This window comes from Bacteroides timonensis (assembly GCF_000513195.1).
Lineage (GTDB): Bacteria > Bacteroidota > Bacteroidia > Bacteroidales > Bacteroidaceae > Bacteroides > Bacteroides timonensis.
Genome location: NZ_CBVI010000100.1, coordinates 1 through 24118, shown reverse-complemented (window position 1 = coordinate 24118; position 24118 = coordinate 1). Strand labels below are relative to the sequence as shown.

General features: G+C 46.4%; 20 protein-coding genes. 10 read left to right on the top strand and 10 right to left on the bottom strand.

Annotation, left to right across the window (positions count from 1 at the left end):
• Positions 1-116: 116 nt before the first annotated feature.
• Positions 117-764 carry a type 1 periplasmic-binding domain-containing protein gene (locus BN161_RS18840; protein ID WP_244436557.1) on the top strand — a complete coding sequence of 216 codons (648 nt, stop codon included), beginning with the start codon at positions 117-119 and terminating at the stop codon, positions 762-764.
• 119 nt (positions 765-883) lie between these two features.
• On the opposite strand, the gene BN161_RS18835 is transcribed toward BN161_RS18840, so the two are convergent.
• Positions 884-1891: an aspartate-semialdehyde dehydrogenase gene (locus tag BN161_RS18835; protein WP_007217016.1), complete on the bottom strand. Its 1008-nt coding sequence runs from the start codon at positions 1889-1891 to the stop codon at positions 884-886.
• 154 nt (positions 1892-2045) lie between these two features.
• On the opposite strand from BN161_RS18835, the gene BN161_RS18830 reads away from it, so the two are divergent.
• The 3 genes from BN161_RS18830 to BN161_RS18820 all read left to right on the top strand — a co-directional run bounded on the left by BN161_RS18830 (position 2046) and on the right by BN161_RS18820 (position 5645).
• Positions 2046-4184, top strand: coding sequence for a cation:proton antiporter (locus tag BN161_RS18830; protein ID WP_044269301.1), 2139 nt, complete (start codon positions 2046-2048; stop codon positions 4182-4184).
• 18 nt (positions 4185-4202) lie between these two features.
• A complete protein-coding gene (locus tag BN161_RS18825; RefSeq protein WP_044269299.1) occupies positions 4203-4913 on the top strand; it encodes a tRNA threonylcarbamoyladenosine dehydratase in 711 nt (236 codons plus the stop codon).
• A gap of 81 nt (positions 4914-4994) precedes the next feature.
• A complete protein-coding gene (locus BN161_RS18820) occupies positions 4995-5645 on the top strand; it encodes an ABC transporter ATP-binding protein (RefSeq protein WP_044269297.1) in 651 nt (216 codons plus the stop codon).
• Between the two features lie 2 nt (positions 5646-5647).
• Here the strand turns inward: BN161_RS18820 and BN161_RS18815 are convergent, their stop codons facing one another.
• From BN161_RS18815 to BN161_RS18805, 3 genes are all read right to left on the bottom strand, one after another.
• Positions 5648-7972, bottom strand: a complete 2325-nt coding sequence (locus tag BN161_RS18815) for a TonB-dependent receptor (RefSeq protein WP_044269295.1) — start codon at positions 7970-7972, stop codon at positions 5648-5650.
• A 117-nt stretch (positions 7973-8089) separates the two neighbouring features.
• Positions 8090-9025, bottom strand: coding sequence for a helix-hairpin-helix domain-containing protein (locus tag BN161_RS18810; protein WP_044269293.1), 936 nt, complete (start codon positions 9023-9025; stop codon positions 8090-8092).
• 3 nt (positions 9026-9028) lie between these two features.
• Positions 9029-10399, bottom strand: coding sequence for a sodium-dependent transporter (locus BN161_RS18805; protein ID WP_044269291.1), 1371 nt, complete (start codon positions 10397-10399; stop codon positions 9029-9031).
• 104 nt (positions 10400-10503) lie between these two features.
• Between BN161_RS18805 and BN161_RS18800 the strand changes: the two genes are divergently transcribed.
• Positions 10504-10896, top strand: a complete 393-nt coding sequence (locus BN161_RS18800; protein WP_044269289.1) for a VanZ family protein — start codon at positions 10504-10506, stop codon at positions 10894-10896.
• 10 nt (positions 10897-10906) lie between these two features.
• On the opposite strand, the gene BN161_RS18795 is transcribed toward BN161_RS18800, so the two are convergent.
• From BN161_RS18795 to BN161_RS18780, 4 genes are all read right to left on the bottom strand, one after another.
• Positions 10907-12208: a UDP-N-acetylmuramoyl-tripeptide--D-alanyl-D-alanine ligase gene (locus BN161_RS18795; protein WP_044269287.1), complete on the bottom strand. Its 1302-nt coding sequence runs from the start codon at positions 12206-12208 to the stop codon at positions 10907-10909.
• A 395-nt stretch (positions 12209-12603) separates the two neighbouring features.
• Positions 12604-13674, bottom strand: coding sequence for a sensor histidine kinase (locus tag BN161_RS18790; protein ID WP_044269284.1), 1071 nt, complete (start codon positions 13672-13674; stop codon positions 12604-12606).
• Between the two features lie 78 nt (positions 13675-13752).
• On the bottom strand, positions 13753-15855 hold the full coding sequence (locus BN161_RS18785; RefSeq protein ID WP_044269282.1) for a sensor histidine kinase: 2103 nt from the start codon (positions 15853-15855) through the stop codon (positions 13753-13755).
• Between the two features lie 23 nt (positions 15856-15878).
• On the bottom strand, positions 15879-17840 hold the full coding sequence (locus BN161_RS18780) for a tetratricopeptide repeat-containing sensor histidine kinase (protein WP_244436556.1): 1962 nt from the start codon (positions 17838-17840) through the stop codon (positions 15879-15881).
• Positions 17841-18097: 257 nt separating this feature from the next.
• On the opposite strand from BN161_RS18780, the gene folP reads away from it, so the two are divergent.
• From folP to BN161_RS18755, 5 genes are all read left to right on the top strand, one after another.
• Entirely contained in the window at positions 18098-18955 is an 858-nt protein-coding gene (folP, locus tag BN161_RS18775; protein WP_044269279.1) for a dihydropteroate synthase, read from the top strand.
• Between the two features lie 63 nt (positions 18956-19018).
• Positions 19019-19783 (top strand): diadenylate cyclase CdaA, encoded by a 765-nt coding sequence (cdaA, locus tag BN161_RS18770; protein WP_007210672.1) that lies wholly within the window; start codon positions 19019-19021, stop codon positions 19781-19783.
• Between the two features lie 89 nt (positions 19784-19872).
• Positions 19873-21411, top strand: coding sequence for a TldD/PmbA family protein (locus BN161_RS18765; RefSeq protein WP_044269277.1), 1539 nt, complete (start codon positions 19873-19875; stop codon positions 21409-21411).
• Positions 21411-22730 carry a TldD/PmbA family protein gene (locus BN161_RS18760; RefSeq protein ID WP_044269274.1) on the top strand — a complete coding sequence of 440 codons (1320 nt, stop codon included), beginning with the start codon at positions 21411-21413 and terminating at the stop codon, positions 22728-22730. The genes BN161_RS18765 and BN161_RS18760 overlap by 1 nt, the downstream gene beginning before the upstream one ends.
• A gap of 79 nt (positions 22731-22809) precedes the next feature.
• Positions 22810-23274 (top strand): cupin domain-containing protein, encoded by a 465-nt coding sequence (locus BN161_RS18755; protein ID WP_044269272.1) that lies wholly within the window; start codon positions 22810-22812, stop codon positions 23272-23274.
• Positions 23275-23294: 20 nt separating this feature from the next.
• Here the strand turns inward: BN161_RS18755 and BN161_RS30655 are convergent, their stop codons facing one another.
• Complete coding sequence (locus BN161_RS30655) at positions 23295-23405, bottom strand: hypothetical protein (RefSeq protein ID WP_244436559.1); 111 nt, start codon at positions 23403-23405, stop codon at positions 23295-23297.
• A gap of 47 nt (positions 23406-23452) precedes the next feature.
• Entirely contained in the window at positions 23453-23923 is a 471-nt protein-coding gene (locus BN161_RS18750) for a cupin domain-containing protein (RefSeq protein ID WP_244436555.1), read from the bottom strand.
• Between the last annotated feature and the right edge of the window lie 195 nt (positions 23924-24118).

Here is a 24118-nt window from a genome sequence, read left to right as displayed (position 1 = left end):
AGTTTACAAATAGAAATGTACTGATGTAAGATTCTCTTCTTAAATCCCCTGATAATGAAATTGTAGTGCCAAATTTGGCTTATATAAGCTAAAATACCAATTAAATATAATATTCTATGAAACGAATTTCAATCTTATTTGGCTTAATGCTTCTTATGTGCCTTGTTAATGCTCAGAACAAGGAAAACTCTCCTTTCCTTTTTCCTGATTTTCAAGAAGTAACAGTTCTTTTTAAAGACGGTTCACAGTACAATGAAAAGATGAATTACAATCTGTTAGTTGAGAAATTCTATTTCATAGACCGTGTGGACAAGAGAGTAAAAGAATTGAGTAATCCGCAAGATATACAAGTCATCAAGTTCGGTAACCGCGTATTCTATACAGAAGGGAACAAAGGTATTGAAATACTGCCAACAAATCCTGTATTACATGTACAATATAAGGGAAATATGCGCAAGGAGGCTTCTATAGGCGCATACGGACAATCTTCAGAAACTTCCTCAATGAGAACATACGGTGGGACATATGGCAATGGAGGTGAACGTTATAATTTCAGCCCAGAGAAACTGATACTCGGAAATCGGTATAACATTTATTGGTTGGAACGTAAAGGAAAAAAGAAAGCCTTCAAAAACTTCAAGCAATTTATTAAGTTGTATCCGAATCATAAAGAAAGTTTGGAGAAATTCATAAATGATAATCATGTTAATTTTAATGATGTGCAACAAATAAAGATGTTGTGTATTTATGCTGATGCACTATGAATATGCTCATGCTTTTATTTAGCAAAAGGGTGAGAGCATATTTGCCCTCACCCCTTCAATAGTTAAGATGATTTTAGTTTTGATACCTGTTTTGTTGAACTTTAAATAATAACTCTTTATTACAGAGCATTCTCTTTTACCAAATATTCTGCAATCTGTACTGCGTTCAGTGCAGCGCCTTTCTTGATCTGGTCACCCACAATCCAGAAAGTCAGACCGTTTTCATTAGCCAGATCCTTACGGATACGACCTACATAAACGGGGTCTTTGCCTGCAAGGAACAAAGGCATCGGATATTCCTTTTCGGCAGGGTTATCCTGCAATACCAAGCCATCGCCTTTTGCAAAAGCTTCACGAGCTTCTTCCACTGAAATAGGACGTTCTGTTTCTACCCAAATACTTTCAGAGTGAGAACGAAGAGCAGGAACGCGTACGCAAGTTGCACTTACTTTTATGTCAGAATGCATAATCTTGCGGGTTTCGTGGAACATTTTCATTTCTTCTTTGGTGTATCCGTTATCAGTGAATACATCAATCTGAGGAATGAGGTTGAATGCCAACTGGTATGCAAACTTTTCAACAGTAACAGATTCACCTGCTAACACCTGGCGGTATTGTGTGTATAATTCATCCATAGCGGCAGCACCTGCACCGCTGGCAGCCTGATACGTAGAAACGTGTACAGTCTTTATGTGAGAAAGCTGTTCGATGGCTTTCAGTGCCACTACCATCTGTATAGTGGTACAGTTAGGGTTGGCGATGATGCCACGTGGACGATCTTTTGCGTCGGCGGCATTTACCTCGGGAACTACCAAAGGTATGTCATTATCCATACGGAAAGCACTGGAGTTATCGATCATCACGGCACCATGTTTGGTGATGGTCTCGGCATACTCTTTAGAGGTACCAGCGCCTGCGGAAGTGAAAGCGATATCAACCCCTTTAAAGTCATCGTTGTGTTGCAAGAGTTTTACCTCGATCTGTTTACCGCGGAATGTGTATTTTGTTCCGGCACTGCGTTTAGACCCGAACAACACTAACTCATCCAACGGGAAATTTCTTTCATCGAGCACACGCAGGAACTCCTGTCCCACGGCTCCGCTTGCTCCAACAATAGCTACTTTCATTTTCTTTTGTTTTTTAATTAAGTTTATAAAAATGTTCTTCTATGCTTAAAAACGATAGAATTGGCTGCAAATTTATAACAATTTGCTGTATGACAACGTATAAAATGAAAACTTTTTTGTTATTTTGCAACGTAAAACCTAAAACTTGAAGCCCATGGACTTATTTGACTTCAGTCTGAAACTTCCGATTACTGATCCTACATGGATATTCCTCCTTGTACTGCTTATCATATTGTTTGCTCCCATTTTGTTGAATAGATTGCGTATTCCACATATCATTGGTATGATATTGGCGGGATTGGTTATTGGTGAGCATGGATTTAATATTCTGGCGCGGGATAGTAGTTTTGAACTGTTTGGTAAAGTGGGTTTATACTATATAATGTTTCTGGCCGGTCTGGAAATGAATATGGTGGATTTCAAGCAGAATCGGGGAAAGGCCGTAATGCTGGGATTATTAGCTTTTATTATTCCAATCATGATCGGTCTGGTGGTAAACATGACTTTCTTGAAGTATAGTTTGATCACTTCAGTCCTGTTGGCAAGTATGTATGCTTCACATACTCTGGTAGCATATCCCATTGTTATCCGATATGGTGTATCCCGACATCGAAGTGTCAGTATTGCCGTAGGAGGTACAGCGGTGACTGATACACTTACGCTGTTGGTGCTGGCCGTAGTAGGTGGTATGTTTAAAGGAGAATCCGGTGGATTGTTTTGGGTATGGCTGGTGGTCAAAGTCGTTTTCCTTGGCGGATTGATCATGTACTTTTTCCCCCGTATCGGTCGTTGGTTCTTCCGTAGGTACGATGATAATGTAATGCAGTTCATCTTTGTGCTTGCCATGGTATTTCTGGGGGCAGGATTGATGGAATTTGTAGGAATGGAGGGTATCCTTGGTGCATTCCTTGCGGGGCTGGTGTTGAACCGGTTGATCCCCCATGTTTCCCCGTTGATGAATCATTTGGAATTTGTAGGTAATGCGCTTTTCATTCCTTACTTCTTGATTGGTGTGGGAATGATGATTGATATACATGTGATTTTTGGTCATGGTGATGCTCTGAAGGTGGCAGGAGTAATGATAGCGGTTGCTTTGACCGGTAAATGGATTGCCTGCTGGCTGACACAGAAAATCTATAAGATGGGAGCCATTGAGCGGGAGTTGATGTACGGCTTAAGTAATGCCCAGGCTGCTGCCACACTGGCTGCCGTCTTGGTCGGATATAACATTATCTTGCCCAATGGTGAAAGATTGCTGAATGATGATGTGCTGAACGGTACTGTGTTGCTTATCCTTGTGACTTGCGTGGTGAGTTCGTTTATTACTGAACGCGCTGCCCGTAAAATAGCTATTGATGAGGCTCATTTGGAGGATGAAAAACGTCCGGCAGAACTAGAGAAGATCTTGATACCGGTTGCAAATCCGGATACGATTGAAGACTTGGTAAATCTGTCATTGGTGATACGTGACCCGAAGCAGAGGGATAATCTGTTGGCACTGAACGTTATTAATGATAATAATGCATCGGAAACTCTGGAACTCCGTGGAAAACGTTATCTGGAGAAAGCGGCGATGATAACGGCTTCAGCGGATGTTCCGTTAAAGTTGATTAGCCGTTATGACCTAAATATTGCTTCGGGTATTATACACACGGCTAAGGAACATGGAGTGACGGATGTAGTAATCGGTCTGCACCGTAAGGCAACTATTGTGGACTCTTTCTTTGGCATGTTGGCTGAGAATTTACTGAAAGGCTTGCATCGGGAAGTAATGATTGCTAAGTTCCTGATGCCGATTAATACTTTACGGAGAATTAATATTGCCGTTCCGCCCAAAGCGGAATATGAAGCCGGTTTCCAGAAATGGGTGGAACATTTCTGCCGTATGGGAAATACATTGGGGTGCCGGGTGCATTTCTTCGCTAACGAAGAAACAACCACGCTTTTACAAATTCTGGTGAAGAAAAGATTTAGCTCCACCATGACTGATTTTTCTCGTTTGGACGATTGGGGAGATTTGCTGTTGCTGACCGGGCAGGTGAATTATGATCATTTACTCGTGATTATCAGTGCCCGTCGTGGTTCTATCTCTTATGATCCTGCATTTGAGAGACTTCCCGCGCAATTAGGAAAGTATTTTGCTAATAATAGTTTGATAGTGCTGTATCCGGATCAATTGGGTGAGCCTCAAGATATGTTGTCATTCTCTAATCCGCGTGGCAATAATGAGGATCAGCATTATGAAAAGGTGGGTAAATGGTTCTATAAATGGTTTAGAAAGAGTGATAAGTGATAGGGGGATAAAGTGAGAATGGAAGATTGGCGGCAAAGAACACAACTCTTGTTGGGTGATGAAAAGATGGAACGGCTACGGCAGGCGCATGTGCTTGTAGTAGGCCTGGGTGGAGTAGGAGCGTATGCGGCGGAAATGATTTGTCGCGCGGGAGTAGGGCGTATGACGATTGTGGATGCAGATACGGTACAACCAACGAATCTGAACCGTCAGCTTCCGGCTTTACATTCTACGCTGGGGATGAGTAAGGCGGAAATTCTGGAGAAACGCTTCCGGGACATTAATCCGGAGATTGAACTGACCGTATTGCCCGTATTTCTGAAAGATGAAAATATTCCTGAACTGCTGGACGCGGCCTCCTATGATTTTGTAGTGGATGCTATTGATACATTGTCCCCAAAATGCCATTTGATTGCAGAGGCTATGAAGCGACATATTAAGATAGTTTCCAGCATGGGAGCCGGTGCAAAAAGTGATATAACCCAGGTTCACTTTGCCGATATATGGGATACCTATCATTGCGGGCTGAGCAAAGCGGTCAGAAAACGACTCCAGAAAATGGGAATTAAGCGTAAACTGCCGGTAGTGTTCAGTACGGAGCAGGCAGATCCGAAAGCGGTACTGCTGACTGAGGATGAAATGAATAAGAAATCGACATGTGGAACTGTTAGCTATATGCCGGCGGTATTCGGATGTTATCTGGCGGAGTATGTGTTGAAGAGATTATAATCAGCAAGCACATCTTTTGCCATCTTATTGGCAAAGAATCAGTACTTAAGTAATCATTCATTAGATAAAAATGAAGCATGTATGATACAATTACAAGGAATAACCAAGAGTTTCGGTAGCCTGCAAGTTCTGCGGGGAATCGATTTGAACATAGATAAGGGCGAGATCGTTAGTATTGTTGGTCCGAGTGGAGCGGGAAAGACTACTTTGCTTCAGATTATGGGAACCTTGGATGCCCCTGATAGCGGAACGATAACGATCGACGGTACTTTGGTCAGTCGCATGAAGGAGAAGGAACTGTCGGCTTTCCGTAACAAACATATCGGGTTTGTCTTTCAGTTCCACCAGCTTTTACCAGAATTCACGGCATTGGAAAACGTGATGATACCTGCATTTATTGCCGGTGTGGGGCAGAAAGAGGCTACTGCATCTGCGCTGGAATTGTTGGAGTTTATGGGACTGACTGATCGTGCCGGGCATAAGCCCAATGAACTTTCAGGTGGGGAAAAACAACGTGTGGCCGTAGCCCGTGCTCTTATTAATCATCCGGCTGTGATACTGGCTGACGAACCTTCGGGTAGCCTGGATACTCATAATAAGGAAGAATTGCATCAGCTTTTCTTCGATCTTCGCAATCGTTTCGGACAAACATTTGTTATTGTCACTCACGATGAAGGACTGGCACAGATTACGGACCGTACGGTGCACATGGTTGACGGGGAAATAGTTTGATCTTATTTCCCCGTACTCATTACTCCTGATTCATTATCGCTATTGTTTACTTTTCTTTGTGTTGCTTTGAACTTACGCCCAAAAGAAAAATTGTAGGATAAGCTGACTAGAAACATACGTGAGCTTTCTTTAATATAGCTTTTAGTCTTGTACGAGGCAAATTGATTCCAATTCTCATTCTCTACTTTATAATTATCAGTGAATGGGTTGAAAGCACCTACGCCTAAACGGAGATCTTTATATTTATAATATAGACCTAATATCTGGATGTTTTCTCCTCCTGAGAGGGTTTCTCCCCAAAAGTTGTTCCAATTGGTATTGATCTGCCAGAACAGGGAGAATCGTTTGTAATTGAATGAAGCTTGTCCTTCGTAATACCAGTTGGTATAAGTATGAGAATAATTGTTTCCATGACTCATATAATGGTTCACTCCTCCTGTAAATGAAAGTTGTAGCATATCCCATAGTGGACCTACACGAAGCATCAGACGTCCGGATAATTTTTGCCAGTCTTTCTGGTTATCCCATGTTTGTACTATTTTATTGTCTTCCTGTAACTTTTCATCCATAATGGCATTGGGACGGTAATCATATGCACCCCATAGATTGCTGTAGAAAATGCCTTTCTTCCACTCATAAGTCAGTTCCGTGCGATAGCACATGTACGATTTCAGATTTGGATTACCACGGCGTATCTGGAAAGAGTCTATAGTTTGTTCTATAGCACTCAGGTCACTCAATGAAGGAGTTGCATTGAATACTTCGGCTTTCAAACGGAGGTATGAGTTCTCGGAAAAAGTGTAATGCAATGTAGCTTTCGGGTTTACACTGTACTTTTTAGAAGAATCATCATTCCCGCTTTGGTTGTAATAGAAACGGGTTAGACTGATTCCTAATCTATAATCCAGTTTGTTTATCTTACCACGGTATTCACTGAATATGTAACTGTTTCCCTGGTTCATCCGGGTATCATAATTATGTCCGTTTCTGTATTCGTTGTTAGAATAGGACTGGGTGTGCTGTAAGCCAAAACTCAATGCATTTCCTTTTGAGAACTGCTTTTCGTAAATGGCTTCTCCGATTAAGGAGTATTTGTCACCCAATACATTGTTGTTAATGTCAGTCAGCATTTCGTTGTGTAGGCTTTCCTGATAGATGCGGTGCGACTTCTCCCGGTTGTAAGTTCCTACCAGATTGAATACCAACGTCTGCTTATTTTTTAGGTTTTGCTGATAGTAGAGGTCTAAAGAGGGGCGAGTCCAGCTATTCTTGGTGCGGTCTATCATATTTACCATATCTGTTTCATCATTCACATTATAGAGCACTCCCTGGTAATCCCAATTGGGCTGATTATTCCCACGCAGGCGGAATGTGGCACTGAAGAGAGAGTTCTTGGATGCCTGAAGGCTGTAACTGACATTCAGATTTTGCATAAACAACATGGCATGGCTGGGTTCTCCCTTTTCTACGCGCTGAATGGTATTTCCATCTGCTAAGCGGAATGTTTCTTCATTATCCCGATACATACCGTAGAAATCGCGGGGACCCATGTAGTAAGAAAGACCGAATTCTGATTTTTTATGATTGACTTTACCGAATACGTTGTAGTTTCCCCACATTGCATTGATACCTTGACTGAGATCGGTGCCGAAGCTTCCTCCCGTATCGGGGCGGCGAACGATGTAATCGAGTACGATTTCCGCATTACCATAACGTAATCCGGGATTGTCATGATATTCTATACGGATGATATCGGCGGGGCGCAGAGCTTTTATCTCATTGATATCTGCCTTGGCTCCGTTGATACGTATTTGTAATTCACCTCCACCGGATATTCCGATTTCGTTATTCATCGGATTGACCTGGATACGTGGGAGCATCAGTTCTTGTAACAGATTGACTCCATTGGTGGAGACTTTCATCTGGCGTTCGGAAGGGAATACCAGTTTCCGGTCGGGACGGCTGATTTGACTGGAACCATTGATGGTTACACCCTCCAGGGCTACTGAGGCATCTTCCAGAAGAATATCTCCCAGATCTGTGTTACGTTTTACTCCGTTCAATGTGATGTATTGTGTGTTGTATCCAACACTGGAAAGAACCAATCGGTAATTGCCAGCTTCTACTTTATTGAAAATGAAACTTCCGTGATTGTTGGTAGACACGCCATTTACAAAGACGGAGTCGGTTGTTTGCAGCACGACGTTTACAAATTCTGTGGCTTCATTGTCTGTTGCATTGCGTACAGTACCTTTTATCTCTATTTTTTGAGCAAATACTCCCTGTACCATACTGACCATCAGTATGGCTATTAATAATCTTTTCATTGTGATTTTTTTATTTTAATTCCTAATTCCAGAATGGCCTGTCCTGTTTCAGGTTGTTTTCTATTGATTAGACGAAGAAGAGGAGATTAAAGTTGCATCAGAGGGGAAATATTTTATTTATTCAAAGCAGATATAGTGGCTGATTCTGTCCAAATCAGCTTTTGTAAATTCCTCGTAAAGGGAGAAAGGTTTAAGGCTTGTTAGCGAGCCTTTTTTCTTACGATATTCTACAATAGCTTTAGCCTGATAGAAGTTGATGTAAGGGTGGGAGCGCAATCTGTCTACACCGGTGCGGTTCAGGTTAATGCGGTGAACATTCGTCGGGTCGATACTGAACCATGCTTGCAGTTGCCGAGTATCCAGATTGATATCCTTTAATTGTTCTATTTGGTAGAATCCGCCAAGGCGTTGCCGATAACCCACAATCAGGCGGGCAATACCGCTTCCGATACCCGGAATCTTTTTTAATTCGGTTGTGTCAGCGCGATTAAGATCAAGAATAGTGCCGGTTTTATATTTTATATTTTCCACTGGTACAGTTTCTGTAATATACAGTTGTGGTGTATGACGTACTGTGTCTTCCGGTGGGATATGTATGTAAGGTGACAGAACAGAGTATTGATCTTCTGTCATTCCATATATCTTTTTAAAATCTTCCGTTTTACGGAATTTGCCGCCTTTTGCCCGATAGTGCAGGATATTCTTTGTCATCCATGCTGGTAGTCCTAAGTGTCGGAATGTTATGGAGTCTGCCGTATTGGGATTGAAAGAAGCCAGGATGACGGGAATGCTTTCTTCTTTCTTTTGCTTATAACTCGTATATTGTTTTTCATCGGATTGCTCTTTTTCTTCCAGTGAAGCTATGAATTCTTCATATTCCTGTTGGGCGGTAGCTTGTATAGCCCTGTCATTCGGGGAGGTCTGATCTCTTCGTTGCCAGGCGGATATAAGATACCCTGCGAGAAAAACGATACAGATAGTCGCTATGAGCATCAGGATACCTCGCTTTTCTCCCCGGGAAAAGTAAAAGAAATCTTTAAATAGATTCTGCATCTCCTACAATTTCAAGAATCCCAATTCCTTAATAAAGATGAGTGAAATTGCTATCGGAGCTATAAACTTCAATATGAAAATCAGCAATTTGTAGAACGTTACTTTCAGTGTTCCGTTGTTGCTGACTTCTTCCCAGACAATCTTTTTATTCAGATACCAACCGGTAAAGATAGAAATGCACAGACCACCTAACGGCAACATGATCTTAGCTGTGACAAAGTCGAACATGTCGAATAAATTCAAGCCGAACAGAGTATATCCTTTACCTACTCCCAATGAAAGAGAACATAAGGTTCCCAAAAACATACAACCGCCCGTAACGAAGCTTGCCGCGCGTTTCCGGCTCAAGTGGAATTCCTCGTGCAGATAAGCCGTCACCACTTCGTGCATAGAGATGGTGGAAGTCAGTGCTGCAACTGCCAGAAGAATATAAAACATGACTGAAAATATATAAGCTAATAAAGGTATTCCGCTAAATGCCTGTTGGAATACATTGGGTAGTGTAATGAAGATAAGACTCGGACCGGCATCCGGCTGAATACCCACCGAGAATGCAGCAGGAAAGATGATAAGTCCTGCCAATATGGCGACGAATGTATCGATAATACTGACGCTGAAAGCAGTTTTCGTCAGATTCGTGTCTTTTTTGAAATACGATGCATAGGTGCAAAGGCATCCCATTCCCAGACTCAGGGAGAAGAAGGCCTGTCCCATGGCACTCAGGAATACGTTGGTAGTTACCTTATCCCATTCCGGTTTTAGAAGAAATTCCAGACCGGCATCGGAGCCTGGTAATGCAATGGAACAGCCTGCCAGTATGATTAACAGAATAAATAACATCGGCATCATAATTTTGGCAGACTTTTCAATACCTTTTTCCACCCCTTTCACGATGATGAAGTGGGTGGCAAGAAGAAAGAGTAACAGCCAGATAACGGGACGCCAGGGATTAGAAGAGAAGGAATTAAATGTATTGATATAATCGGCTGCCGTTTTTCCGGCAAAGTTATCGGTAACAGCTTCACCGATGAATTCCAGTGTCCAGCCAGCCACTACGGAATAGTAGCTCAAGATCAGAAAACCTGCCAGTACTCCCATACGACCTACCCAACGCCAGTGTGTACCCGGTGCCAGTTTTTGATAAGCACCGGCGGTGTTGGCGCGTGAATGACGTCCGATGAGAAATTCGGATACCATGATAGGAATTCCCAATATAAGTACACATGCTAAGTAGATGAGAATAAACGCAGCACCGCCGTGATTACCTGTCTCATAGGGAAATCGCCAGATGTTACCCAGACCGACCGCGGAACCTGCCGAAGCAAGTATGACACCTAATTTGCTTCCAAAATTGGCTCTGTCATTTTTAGTCATAAAAAAGTAGATTTTTCTTTCATTTCGTTATTATTCTCTACTAGAACATGCAAATATAGAAAATGTTCTGTACTTTTGCGCGCAAATCGTTCATAAATTGAGATATGCTATACTATATTAAGAAATATCCGGTATCATTACTGATTATACTGACGGTAATCTATTTGTCGTTCTTTAAACCGCCTACCACCGATTTGAGCAATATTCCTAATATTGATAAAATCGTACATATTTGTATGTATTTAGGGATGTCCGGTATGTTGTGGCTGGAATTCCTGCGGGCGCACCAAAAAGGAGATTCTCCATTGTGGCATGCGTGGGTAGGAGCGTTTGTCTGTCCGGTATTATTTAGTGGAATGGTAGAATTGTTGCAGGAATACTGCACTACTTATCGTGGAGGCGATTGGCTGGACTTTGCTGCAAATACAACAGGAGCGCTGATTGCCTCGCTGATAGGATATTTTGTATTACGTCTGCGAATGGCAAAGAAACAATAATGGTGATTGACTATAAATAATCAATCACCGTACTCAGTTTAATTCCGTTCGATCCTTTGATAAGGATTGTTTTTCCATGAGGCTTACTTTTCTGTAAAGCTTCGATGACCGCCGGGGCATTCGGATAAGTCGGGAAATTATGCTTGGCAGCGGCAAATAGTTCGCCTACCAGCATTACGTCCTTGAAACCGCATTCCGCCGTCAGGAAGTCTGCGATCTTCTGATGCTCTTCCGGTCCATCCTTCCCCAGTTCCCTCATATCTCCTAAAATCAGCATTTTGTTTTCTGCCTGCATGTTGCGGAAGTTGGCAAGCGCGGCCATCATGCTGGTGGGATTGGCGTTGTAGGCATCGATAATCAGGGTATTGTCGGCGGTCTTTTTCAGCTGCGAGCGGTTGTTCTGCGGCACGTACTGGTTCAGGGCACGGCCTATCTTGTCCGGTTCCACGCCGAAGAAGCGGCCGATGGTGACGGCTGCCAGGGCGTTGGGGAAGTTGTATTCGCCGATGAGTTGTGTCTGCACCTCGTGGCGTTCGTTTTCTCGGCCGGCTCTCCACTCAAAGGCCAGGTAAGGGGAGTTTCCGGTGATGTGGCCGTTGACGTACAGTCCGTCTTCCGTGCCGTAGGGAATCAGATTCAGTCCCCGGGAGATTTCCTTCAGGTAGGGGTTGTCGTGATGGATGAAGACGGTGGAATCGCCGCGGCGGCGCAGGAAGTCGTAGAGTTCGCCTTTGGTCTTGATGACGCCGTCGAGGGAGCCGAAGCCTTCCAGGTGGGCTTTGCCCACGTTGGTGATGAGGCCGTAGTCAGGTTCGGCTATCTCCACCAGTTCGCGGATGTCGCCGGGGTGGCTGGCGCCCATTTCGATGACGGCGAGGTCGTGGTGGGCTTGCAGGCGCAGCAGGGTGAGGGGCACGCCGATGTGGTTGTTGAGGTTGCCTTGCGTGTAGAGTACGTTGTGGCTTTGCGAGAGTACGGCGGAGAGCAATTCCTTGGTGGTGGTCTTGCCGTTGGTGCCGGTGATGCCGATGATGCGGGTGCCCTGTTGGGTGCGGTGATAATTGGCAAGTCGTTGCAGGGTGTGCAGGCAGTTGTCCACTAATATATAATGTGTATCTCCGGCAGGTGCGTAGGCGGGTTCGTCCACCACGGCGTAGGCGCTGCCTTGCTCCAGGGCTTTGGCGGCGTAGGCGTTTCCGTTGAAGGTCTCGCCTTTCAGGGCGATGAAGAGGGAGCCTTGAGGGCAGTTGCGGCTGTCGGTGGTGACGCAGGTGCATGCCAGGAATATCTGATAGAGGGAGGTAATGTTCATAATCTTCTTTGTATGGTTTTGATTCTGGGGTGCAAAGATAGGGCTTAATTTGCTACGTTAATCTATTTCATCCGATAATCTACTCTCTTGAGTTCCGCGTAATTCCGTGCCTGAACGAATGCGCGACAGAAGTTCCCGGACAGTTTTGGGGCGTTAATAGCCTTGAGGGAGATCTTGCTGTATATCGGTTTGAAGTATCCCGTACTGGTACGGCACCCGTACTAGGTCTAGTACGGCACCCGTATCAAGTCTAGTACGGCACCCGTATCAAGTCTAGTACGGCACCCGTATCAGGTCTTATACGATACCCGTATCAGGTCTTATACGATACCCGTATAAGTGCCGTTCCGCAGGAACTTCATTTTGCAGCGGGGGGAGGCGATGCATCCGGTGCATTATAATTCTGCCCGCAGGGGTATCTCGAAGTAGAACGTCGTTCCCTTTTCCGCCTTGCCGGTGGCGAACCACACTTTCCCTTTCAGGTAGTTCTCGCCGAAGAGCTTCATGCTGTACGTCCCTATGCCGCGCCCTTCGCCCTTGGTGGAGAGGCCGAAGTGGAAGATGGAGCCGCGGAAGTCCTCGGGTATCACGCTGTCGTTGTGCACCGCGAAGCGGACGGCATCCTCGGCGGGCGTTGCGGTGAGGGTGATGTCGGAACCTTGGGGGGATGCCTCTACGGCGTTCTTCACCATGTTCAGCACGATGCGGTGCAGCAGCTTCATGTCGGTGCGGATGGTGATTTCTTCCCGGCAGTCGTTGCGGATGACCAGCTCGTGCTCCCTCGCCTCTGCCATCGGGCGGAGCGAGTGGGCGGCGTAGGTGAGGAACTCCTCTACGGTGATGTCGCCCGGCTGCAGGGTGAGTATGCCGTTCTCGGCATAGAGAAGTTCTTTCTGGGTGGAGAGCTCGTCCATTATCTGGTCGGTGAGCTTCTTCACTTCGTCCAGTATCTCTTGTTCGGGAGACTCCCTGAGGATGTTGACGAAGCTGCCCAGCGCGCCCACCAGGTTCATCATGTCGTGGAAGAAGACGCGTTCCAGCATCTGCTCCTGCTTGCGGTCGGACACGTTGACCACGAAGATGGCGGCGTACCGGTTGCCCTCGAACTCGAAGGGGGTGGCGGTCTCCTGCAGCACCAGCTTCTGGTTGTCGTCCAGCGAGAGCACCACTTCCTCGTTGACGGGCTGGCTGGTGGAGAGCGCCTTCTTCACGGAGTTGCGGAGCTTGCATTCGGCGCAGTACTCGGAGGTGCCGCAGCCGTCCGGGCTGTGGGTGGCGTTGGTGCAGTGCAGGAAGTCGCCCGGCTGCTGAAGCTTCTTGTTTACTTTGCATACCTCCTTGTTGTTGTGGTAGAGTATGTTCAGGTGATGGTCGACTACGATGAAGGCTGACTTGGTGGTTTCCAGCCAGTGGCCTTCTTCGAGTATTCTCTCTACGTAGTTGCTTAAAATGTCTTGCTTTGTCATATCGACGTTTGTTTAAGGATTTATATCTTGTGCACGATGCGCGGGTGGCACGATGCGGGGGTACTTTGCTATGCTGTGCTATGAGCTGCTTGCGGGCAGTATGAAGAGGAATCTGGCCCCTTTCCTATAGCCCGTGTCCAGTTTCACGGTGCCGTTCAGGTATTCTGCTATCAGGCGGCAGATGTTCAGCCCCAGTCCGAAGCCTTGGGTGAAGTCGTCCAGCTTCTCGAAGCGTTCGAAGATGTGCTCCGCCTGTTCGGGCGGGATGCCGGTGCCGGTGTCGGTGACGGAGAAGGTGACGTGGCCGGGCGTCTCGGTGAGGGAGCAGTGCAGGTGTATCTCGCCTTGTCCGGTATGTTTCTCGGCGTTGGTGAGGAAGTTGATGAGCACTTGGCGAACGCGTTGCCCGTCGGTGGTGAGCTGGTAGTCGTCGGACGCGTCGGAGGTGTAGTATAGCTTGACGTCCTGCGGCTTGCGGTGGGTGACGGTGGCGATGGACTCGCGGCATAGCTCGTTGCAGCTGTGATGCGCCATCTTGGTGACGTACTTTCCGCTCTCCAGTTCGGCCAATCCCAGGAGGTCGTTGACAAGGGTGGTGAGCAGTTCGGAGTTGGTTTCTATCAGTTGGCTGTATTCCTGCGCCTCTTCGGGTTCCAGCTCCATGTCGGGGTTGGCGATGAGTTGCGAGAAGCCCACGATGGAGTTGAGCGGGGTGCGTATCTCGTGGCTCATGTTCTGGATGAAGAGGGACTTCATGCGGTTGGCGGACTGTGCCTGGTCTCGCGCCACGGCCAGTTCCTCGTTCTTCTTCTGCAGGCGGCGGAGGTTGTGGCGGCGGCGCAGGTGGAGGAATGCCATGAAGGCGACGGCGATGCCGAAGAGCGCCATCTGATAGCGGGAGGCGGTGCGTTGCTGGTCAAGCCGGGTTTTCTGCTTTTCGGCTTCGGCACGCAGTTTCTCGGTCTCCGCGCGTTGCCTTTCGGCTTCAGCGTGCTGCTTTTCGGTCTCGGCGCGTTGCAGCTGGGCTTGTGTCTTGAGTTGGCTCACTTCCAGCGCGCGCTTGTCCAGCAACAGACCGGTGTTCTTCAGGTCGAGACGGACATTCTCCAGTTTCAGGCGTTCGTTGCCTATCTGGGCGTTCAGCTCGGCGAGGTCGGAGGATTGAAGCTGGTTGGCCCGTTCCTGCATGTGGTAGGCTGTAGCTTTCCGGGCATCGTTGGCGAGCTTGTAGTTGCCTTCGGCTTCCGCTATCATGATATAGAGGCTTAGTTTGGTAACTATGGAGCCTGCGAGGGAGTCGGCCAATGCGTATGCCTGCTTGTAATCCTTGTCTATCAGTTTCTTGTAAACCATTACGTAGGGGAAATTTGGCTCGGCCGATTTATTGCCTTTAAGTGCTCTCGTGGCTTCTTCGTAACAACGGCTGAATTCATCGAACTGCCCTTGCATGAAACGCAGCATACATTTCTCCAGCAGGATGCGTGCCTGCATCTGTTCGGTCTTCACGCTTTTTTCGGCTTTCCTCACATACTCTTCGGCAAGCTTGAAGTCTCTTTCGCCCCGATAATGGGCTACTATCTTCAGGTAGACTTGCGTGGGGTCTTGGTCGGGCAGTCTTTCCTGCATGAACTTCAGCAGTTCCAGTTGGTAGCCTACAGCCATCTTGCTGTTTCCGCGTGACTGGTAGATGTTGGCCATGGTGTTGATGCAGGTATAGATGCCGTAGTCGTGGTGGTCGTCGAAGGCTTGCAGCTTCATCTCCTCGGCCTCCTTGAGGGCGGTGAGGGAGTGGTTGTTGTTCAGCAGATAGACGATGTAGTTGTTCCAGCCGTAATAGTAGTATTGCAGGTAGCCGTTGGCGCGTGATATTTTTTTCAGCTCCTCCAGGGCTTTTAGAATGTTCGGCTCGTCTTTCCGGTCGGTGTAGTATTGCAGGGGGATGATGCGGGCCAGGCATTGCGCCTTCTTGTCGCCCAGTTTCGTGGCGCGGTGGTAGAGCGTGTCGGCTGTGGCAAGGCTTTCGGGGAGGGAACGCAGGCGGGTGGCACGCTGGTAGAGGGGGTAGAGGGAGTCTGCTATCTTGTAGGGGTTGTTCTGTGCCGACAGGGGCATGCCTGCCCCGGCTGCGAGAAGCATCAGGCAGAGGAGGAGGCAATGTGGCGTGAAGGTCTTTGTCGGCATAGTTTTTTTATCTTTTCCCGGTGTTATACTGTTTCGTTTATCTTTTCAGCGTTTTCGGCGTTAGTACTGCCTTTTAGCGGCAGCGTCAGCACAAAGCGGGAGCCGCCGGTGTATTCCGGATCCAGCGTCAGGCTTCCGCCCATCCTCTCGGCGCAGGTGCGCCCGATGGAAAGCCCCAGTCCGGTGCCCTGTACGAAAGTGTCCACCTTGGCAAAGCGCTCGAACACGAAGTCCTGCTTGTCCTTGGGAATGCCGATGCCCGTGTCGGTGACGGTGAAGAGGATGTGCGTCTTGTCCCTGTGCCACCCCAAGGTGACGGTTCCCTTTTCGGTGAACTTGACGGCGTTCCTCAGCAGGTGCTGCAGGATTTGCGTCAGGCGCAGCGGGTTGCTGAGGAAGTAGAACTCCTCATCCTGAGCTTGCAGCACAAGGTTGACACCCGGTTTGAGGTAGGGTTTGATGTGGACGATGCACTCCTGGCAGGTGGCGGTGGCTTCCACGCCGTGGTTGGTGTCTATCCCAATGCCGCTGTCCAGGTTGGAGATGTCCAGCACGTCGTCCACCAGATGCAGCAGGTTATTGCTGCCCTGCTCTATGATTTCGGCATACTCGCGGGTATCATCGTTCTCCATGCTCATGCTGCTGATGATTTGCGAGAAGCCCACGATGGAGTTGAGCGGCGTGCGTATCTCGTGGCTCATGTTCTGTATGAACTCGGTCTTCATGTTGCTGGCTTTCTCGGCTTGCTCCTTGGCTACAAGCAGTTCGGCTTGCGAGATGCGCAGTTCCTGCTCCGAGGCTATCAGTTCCTTGTTCTTGTCGGAAAGCTGTTTCTGGGAGTGGCGCAGCCGGTTGTTGAGTAACCGTTCGCGGTAGAGGACAATCAGTCCGAGTGCCAACGTGACGGCGAGGAAGAAGATGACACGCTGTTTGTTGGCAAGCTCTTTCTTCTGTATCTCTTGTTCCAGCTCGCTCTTTTCGTTGCTCAGGGTTGCCACGTTCAGCATGGCGGCGTATTCGCTGGCGGTGATGTCTGCCTGCACCTTGGCGAGGGAGTCTTGCAGAAAGATGTACTTTCTGTAATATTCCGTGGCCTTTTTATAGTCTCCCATGTCGCGGTAGATAACGGCTTTCTTAACCAAGGAGGTTATTTGTGTATCTGCCGTGCCTTTCTTTTCTATATAGGTTTGCGTCTGGAGTGCCTTTTGGTATTGTTCCGTCAGCATATAGTAGTCTCTCAGGCGTTGGTAATATTCTGTTCTTTTTGGAGACAATTCCTTGTGGTTGTCCAGCAGGTATTTCATCTTTTGCAGGCATTCATCGGCTTTCCGATGATCTCCCTTTGCTAAACAGTAGATGGCAGATCTGCTGTAAAGATAGAATTCCTGCTCATTGCTATTGACAAGCCTCGCGGCTTCTTCCAGCGCTTTTTTCGCCTCTTCCATCTCGCCCAGCTGTACAAGAAGGTCTGCCAGCTGAGAGTAGTTGCTGGAGAGGTTGTAGGTATCCGTCCGGTATTTCAGCACAATCTCGATTTCTTTCTTTTTGTTTTCGGCGGCAAGCTTGTGCAGTGATTTCAGCTGATAGATGGTACTCAGGGTGTTGTATCCGTTGGACATGCCTGAGGGATACTTCTTGGCTTCGGCATCTTTCATCATCTTGTCCGCTTCGTAGAGGGCGGTGTTGTACTGTCCCTGCTTGATGTAGTAAGTGATGAGGCGTCTGCCCCAAGCGAAGTAGTAGTATTTCAGCTGGTCGTTGTCTTCTGCAAACTTCTTTACTATATTGACATAATATACGATGCTGTCCTTGTTCTTGTGCAGGTAGTAATGGTAATCCAGCTTGGTGGAAAGGGCCACGGCCTGCATCCGCGCGTCTTTCTTCTCGCCTGCCATGCGGAACAGCGTGTCTGACATCTGCATCACGATGGAGTCGTTGATACAAGCTTTGCAGCGCATGTAGTAGGCGTACAGCACTTCATCCACCTTGTATTCCTTGGCAACGTCTTTCCGTTGGCTTTGGATTTGGATACTACAGCTCAGTGCGAATAGGAGACATAACGCATGGCGTAATATAATAAGTAGGCAGTGTTTTTCCATTTCAGCAAATTAGCACGAACTTTCTGCTGTAGTGCAGTTTCTCTTCGTATTTGTTGCAAAGATAGTTTATTTTGTGATTGCCGATATGCATTAACTACCACTTTTTTGTTTACATTTGCAGAAATATAAAAGAAAAACTGTTCATGGATGCGCAGAAACCTAAGTATATAAACGTCAACGGGCGGTTAATGGATTTGTCCACCCCTTGCGTTATGGGGATATTGAATGTCACTCCCGATTCTTTTTATTCCGGCAGTCGTATGCAGACAGAAGCGGAGATCTCTGGCCGTGTGGAACAAATTATGGCGGATGGTGCCGGAATCATCGACATTGGTGCTTACTCTTCCCGTCCCGATGCCGTTGATATTTCTGCCGGAGAAGAGATGGGACGCCTGCGTTTCGGGTTGGAAGTCCTTCGCAAAGCCTGTCCCGATGCTGTGGTTTCCGTAGATACTTTCCGTGCCGATGTTGCCCGAATGTGCGTGGAAGAGTACGGTGTCGCAATTGTCAACGATATTGCTGCCGGAGAGATGGATGCGGAAATGTTCCGCACCGTGGCGGAGCTAAACGTTCCTTATATCATGATGCACATGCAGGGCACTCCGCAAAGTATGCAGCAGCATCCGCATTATGATAACCTCCTGAAAGAAGTTTTCATGTATTTTGCCCGGAAAGTGCAGCAATTACGTGATTTGGGTGTAAAGGATATGATTCTCGATCCCGGTTTCGGTTTTGGGAAAACAATAGGACATAATTATGAACTGCTGGCGCATCTGGAAGAATTCCGAATTTTTGAATTACCTTTGCTGGTGGGTGTCTCCCGCAAGTCGATGATATGCCGTTTGCTGGGAAACACTCCGCAGGATGCGTTGAACGGAACGACGGTGCTTGATACCATCTGTCTGATGAAAGGTGCCGACATCCTCCGGGTGCACGATGTGCGCGAAGCCGTGGAAACGGTGAAGATTGTGGAAGCGATGCGAGGATATAGTGATAAGTGATAGAGTGATGAGGAAAAGTCACTTCGTTCATAATTAATAGTTCATAATTAATAGCTAACTACCGTGTTTTTTGATATTGGAGTAAAAGATATTATCGACGTTTTGCTGGTTGCATTTCTGCTTTACTATACGTATAAGCTGATGAAAGCTTCCGGTTCCATCAATGTGTTTACGGGTATCCTGATATTCATATTGATCTGGTTGGTAGTGTCGCAGGTATTGGAGATGAAGTTGCTCGGTTCCATCTTTGACAAGTTGGTGAGCGTGGGTGTGGTAGCGCTTATCATCCTTTTTCAGGATGAGATACGGCGTTTCTTACTGACGCTTGGTTCGCATCAGCATGCCAGTGCATTGGTACGCTTCTTCACTGGGAATAAGAAGGAGAATATGCAGCATGATGAAATCATGCCGGTGGTCATGGCATGTATCAGCATGGGTAAACAGAAAGTAGGAGCTTTGATTGTGATTGAGCATAATTTCCCGTTGGACGATGTGGTACGCACGGGTGAAGTTATCAACGCTGATATCAACCAGCGTTTGATAGAGAATATCTTTTTCAAGAACAGCCCATTGCACGACGGTGCGATGGTGATCAGCAAGGGGCGGATAAAGGCGGCAGGATGTATTCTGCCGGTATCGCACAATCTGGACATACCTAAGGAACTGGGACTGCGCCATCGTGCAGCGATGGGTATCTCTCAGGAATCCGATGCATTGGCTATTATCGTTTCCGAAGAGACCGGTTCCATTTCCGTAGCTTATAAGGGACAATTCCATTTGCGCTTGAATGCGGAAGAACTGGAAAGCCTGTTGACGAAAGAAAATTAGTTTCAGTTGTGACAAAATGATATTAAATAGCGTCATATATACTGAAAGAATATATACTTGATTATTAGTAATCCTAAAAGAATAAAAAGATGGATAGACGGAATTTCTTACGGATGGGGAGTCTGGCAGTATTAGGTTCGCTGGCTGCTCCGTCGCTTGCCTTGCCTGATACGGTACGGGGAGCTTTGGGAGGCACGGATAACAAATCTGCTGTAGCTGCGGCTATGAACCATTTCGGTGTAACGGAGGCAGACCTGAAGAAGGTGCTGGCTGCTGCACTTGAAAAAGGTGGAGATTATGCGGACCTTTATTTTGAACACTCATTTAATAATGCTGTAGCCCTGATGGACGGTAAAGTGAACAATTGCAGTTCAAATATTGACTTCGGTATGGGGGTGCGTGTGTTAGCCGGTGACCAAAGCGGTTATGCTTATGTGGAAGGTGTGACGTTGGAAGAAATGTTGCGTGCCGCACGTACGGCTGCCCGTATTGCTTCTTCCGGTAAGGCTGGAAAGCCTGTTGCATTTAAGGAAAAGACGATTGAAAGAGATCGTTACTCTGTAGTTACTCCCTGGGAAGAAGTGAGTCTGAAAGAGAAAATGCCTTATCTTCAAAAACTGAATGATAAAGTCTTTGCGTTGGATAATCGTGTACGTAAGGTGCAGGCTTCTTTGAGCGACAACACAACACATGTGCTGTTCTGTAATTCAGAAGGTGTGACTTACTATGATTACCGTCCGATGGTATCCTATATGGCTTTCTGTATTATGGAAGAGAACGGACGTATGGAAAATAACTACGCCACTCGTTCCTATCGTAAAGGATTTGAGTTTATGACGGATGATATTATCGAAGTGATAGCTCGCGAGGTTGTAGACAATACAGCAATCATGTTTAAAGCCATTAAGCCTAAAGGTGGTGAACTCCCTGTGGTGATGGCATCCGGCGGTTCGGGTATCTTGTTGCACGAAGCTATCGGACATGCGTTTGAAGCTGATTTCAACCGTAAGAATGTTTCTATCTTTGCTGATCAATTGAACAAGAAAGTATGTAATGAACATATCAGTGTGGTAGATGACGGTACGATTCCTTTCAATCGTGGTTCTGTAAACTTCGATGATGAAGGTATAGAAGGACAGAAGACTTATATCGTGAAGGATGGTGTGTTGACCAGTTACCTGCACGACCGTATCAGCTCTAAACATTACGGTGTGGCTCCTACCGGAAACGGACGTCGCGATACTTTCCGTAATGTGCCTATTCCTCGTATGCGTGCCACGTATATGGAAGCCGGAGATATGAAGGAAGAAGATATCATCTCTACTGTAAAGAATGGTATTTATGCACAACAATTCACCAACGGACAGGTGCAGATTGGTGCAGGTGACTTTACGTTCTTCGTAAAATTCGGTTATATGATTGAAGACGGTAAGCTGACGCAGCCTATCAAAGATATCAATATTATCGGTAACGGACCGAAAGCATTGGCAGACATCACAATGGTGGCAAGCAATGACCAGATCGATAACGGTACGTGGACATGCGGTAAGGACGGACAGTCTTGTCCGGTGACTTGCGGTATGCCCTCGGCTTTAGTAAGTAAATTAACTGTAGGAGGAGAGAACTGATGATAACAGATAATAATAAAAAACTGGCTCAATGGGCGATGGATTTCGCTCTGAAGAATGGTTGCCAGGCAGCCAAAGTTGTATTGTATGCCAATTCAAACACTTCTTTTGAATTGCGTGATGCTAAGATGGATCGTCTGCAACAGGCTTCTGAGAGTGGCATGGGAATCAGCGTATACGTAGACGGACGTTACGGTAATTATTCTACCAACCGTCTGGATAAGAAAGAACTTGAAACATTTATCAAGAATGGTATCGAGTCTACCCGTTATCTGGCTCCGGATGAATTCCGTGTATTGGCAGATCCTGCCCGCTATTATACAGGTGGGAAACCCGATTTGCAGATGTTCGATGATAAGATCTTTGGTATCAATCCGGATGATAAAGTAGCTTTGGCCCGTGCTGCCGCTGGAGAAGTTATGGGTAAGAATGACCGTATCATCTCAGTAGAGACCTCATACAGTGATGGTGAGAATGCTTCTTACCGTCTGATGAGTAATGGTTTTGAAGGTGAATCCAAATCAACCTGGTATTCAGTTTCTGCCAGTGTAGCCATCAAAGGTGAGGGTGAAGCCCGTCCGTCTGATTATTGGTATGGAAGCTCCCTATTCTATGATAAATTGCCTAAAACGGATATTGGCTCAGTAGCACTGGAACGTGTATTGCGTAAATTGGGACAGAAGAAAGCTAAGTCTGGTAAATACACAATGGTGGTTGATCCGATAAATTCGGGACGTATGCTAAGCCCGGTATTGAGTGCTCTTTATGGTTCCTCTTTGCAGCAAAAGAACTCTTTCCTTATTGATAAACTGGATCAGAAAGTATTCTCTGATAAGCTGACCGTAATAGATGATCCGCACGTGATAGGTGCCAATGGTTCACGTTATTTCGACAACGAAGGTGTGGCAACGGAACATCGTCCAATCTTTGAGAATGGTGTGTTGAAGACTTACTTCTTTGATACTTATAATGCCAAGAAGATGGGGGTAGCTCCTACTATTAGCGGTCCGTCGCGTCTGGTACTTACTCCGGGTGATAAAGATCTTAATGGTTTAATTGCTGATGTAGCGAATGGTATCCTTGTTACCGGTTTGAATGGTGGTAACAGCAATAGCAACACAGGTGACTTCTCTTACGGTATCGAAGGATTCCTTATTGAGAATGGTAAGTTGACGCAGCCTGTCAATGAAATGAATGTTACCGGAAACTTCCTGACGCTGTGGAACTCGTTGGCGGCTATCGGTAATGATGCTCGTACGGATCGTAGCTGGCTGGTTCCTTCATTAGTGTTTGAAGGAGTTGACTTCAGTGGACTTTAAGAGATTCTAAATATAATAAATCCCGCTTTTCTATGATGTTTATCACGGAAGAGCGGGATTGATTAATAATAATATAGGTATGAAAGCAATTGACTGGATAAATCATCTGAATATGAGTCGCCATCCTGAAGGTGGATACTACAAAGAAATATTTCGTTCCGAAAAACTGATTGATAACGATAAATCAGCCATGACCTCCATTTATTACCTGTTGGAAAATGAGGATAAATCAGCTTTTCACAGACTGACTTCTCCCGAGGTGTGGTACTACCATGCGGGATATCCCCTGATGCTACATGTGATCCATCCCGATGGTAGATTAGTTACTCACTTGATGACTGCTGACTTCTCGGGCGAACAGCAGGTTGCCATTGAACCCGGATGTTGGTTTGCTGCTGAATTGCCTTCGCATTTCGGATATGCATTGGTCAGTTGTGCCGTTGCTCCCGGTTTTACCTTCGATGATTTTGAGTTGGGTACGTTCGATTATTTATCGAAACTTTACCCGGATCATGAAGATTTGCTAAAACGGTTGTGTCAATAAAGAATTTATGGAAGAAAGTATTATGCTTCTTTGATAATATCCAGTACCTTTATTGCAGCCGGAAAACCGATATAAGGCATACATTGTATGACAGTGGCAGTCAGCGTTTCCTTACTGTTCCCTACTTTCAGATTGGCTTGAAGATGTGATTGAAGTTGGGGTTCTGCACCAATTACAGTCAGTACGTGCAGAATTCAATTCTATTCTCATCCTTTCCATTCTTACTGCTTCTGTCTTTTACAGCTTCCGCATATTCTTCATCATTCACCACCTCAAGCCAGGTATTCTGATTCGTTTGCGGATTGCACGCTATGGCAAGGTGTGAGAACCAACTATCGGGTGCGGCACCGTGCCAATGTTCTATGTTGGGAGCGATTTCTACTACATCGCCGGGTAACAGGCGGCGTGCAGCCTTTCCGCGTTCCTGATAATAGCCTACACCACCTACGGCAATCAGTAGTTGCCCGCCTGTGTGGCTGTGCCAGTTATTGCGGCAACCGGGCTCAAACGTAACGTTGGACATCGGTACATTTAATTCTTTGCTGGTAGTCAAAGGTGCCAGCCAGGATTTACCTGTGAAATACTGTGCGTAGCCAGTATTCTCTTTCCCTACCGGGAAGTCACTGATTTTTGGAACTTCTGTTTTCATATCTTGTGCGTTTATATTGCCTGTACCGATTAAAACAACCGTTATGGCAATGATTATTCTTTTCAAATTCATAATATCTTGTTTTTATGGTGGTAGATTCTATTGTCTCGGTTGTTCTGTATCCGGTTCTTCAAAACCATTGCAAGAATTGCTGCATGCCGTTATTGTAAAGGCAAACAATAACATTACTTATCC

Coding starts and splice junctions, on each gene's coding strand:
- BN161_RS18840 (WP_244436557.1), top strand. CDS start 117: ATGAAACGAATTTCAATCTTATTTGGCTTAATGCTTCTTATGTGCCTT.
- BN161_RS18835 (WP_007217016.1), bottom strand. CDS start 1,891: ATGAAAGTAGCTATTGTTGGAGCAAGCGGAGCCGTGGGACAGGAGTTC.
- BN161_RS18830 (WP_044269301.1), top strand. CDS start 2,046: ATGGACTTATTTGACTTCAGTCTGAAACTTCCGATTACTGATCCTACA.
- BN161_RS18825 (WP_044269299.1), top strand. CDS start 4,203: ATGGAAGATTGGCGGCAAAGAACACAACTCTTGTTGGGTGATGAAAAG.
- BN161_RS18820 (WP_044269297.1), top strand. CDS start 4,995: ATGATACAATTACAAGGAATAACCAAGAGTTTCGGTAGCCTGCAAGTT.
- BN161_RS18815 (WP_044269295.1), bottom strand. CDS start 7,972: ATGAAAAGATTATTAATAGCCATACTGATGGTCAGTATGGTACAGGGA.
- BN161_RS18810 (WP_044269293.1), bottom strand. CDS start 9,025: ATGCAGAATCTATTTAAAGATTTCTTTTACTTTTCCCGGGGAGAAAAG.
- BN161_RS18805 (WP_044269291.1), bottom strand. CDS start 10,399: ATGACTAAAAATGACAGAGCCAATTTTGGAAGCAAATTAGGTGTCATA.
- BN161_RS18800 (WP_044269289.1), top strand. CDS start 10,504: ATGCTATACTATATTAAGAAATATCCGGTATCATTACTGATTATACTG.
- BN161_RS18795 (WP_044269287.1), bottom strand. CDS start 12,208: ATGAACATTACCTCCCTCTATCAGATATTCCTGGCATGCACCTGCGTC.
- BN161_RS18790 (WP_044269284.1), bottom strand. CDS start 13,674: ATGACAAAGCAAGACATTTTAAGCAACTACGTAGAGAGAATACTCGAA.
- BN161_RS18785 (WP_044269282.1), bottom strand. CDS start 15,855: ATGCCGACAAAGACCTTCACGCCACATTGCCTCCTCCTCTGCCTGATG.
- folP (WP_044269279.1), top strand. CDS start 18,098: ATGGATGCGCAGAAACCTAAGTATATAAACGTCAACGGGCGGTTAATG.
- BN161_RS18765 (WP_044269277.1), top strand. CDS start 19,873: ATGGATAGACGGAATTTCTTACGGATGGGGAGTCTGGCAGTATTAGGT.
- BN161_RS18760 (WP_044269274.1), top strand. CDS start 21,411: ATGATAACAGATAATAATAAAAAACTGGCTCAATGGGCGATGGATTTC.
- BN161_RS18755 (WP_044269272.1), top strand. CDS start 22,810: ATGAAAGCAATTGACTGGATAAATCATCTGAATATGAGTCGCCATCCT.
- BN161_RS18750 (WP_244436555.1), bottom strand. CDS start 23,923: ATGAAAACAGAAGTTCCAAAAATCAGTGACTTCCCGGTAGGGAAAGAG.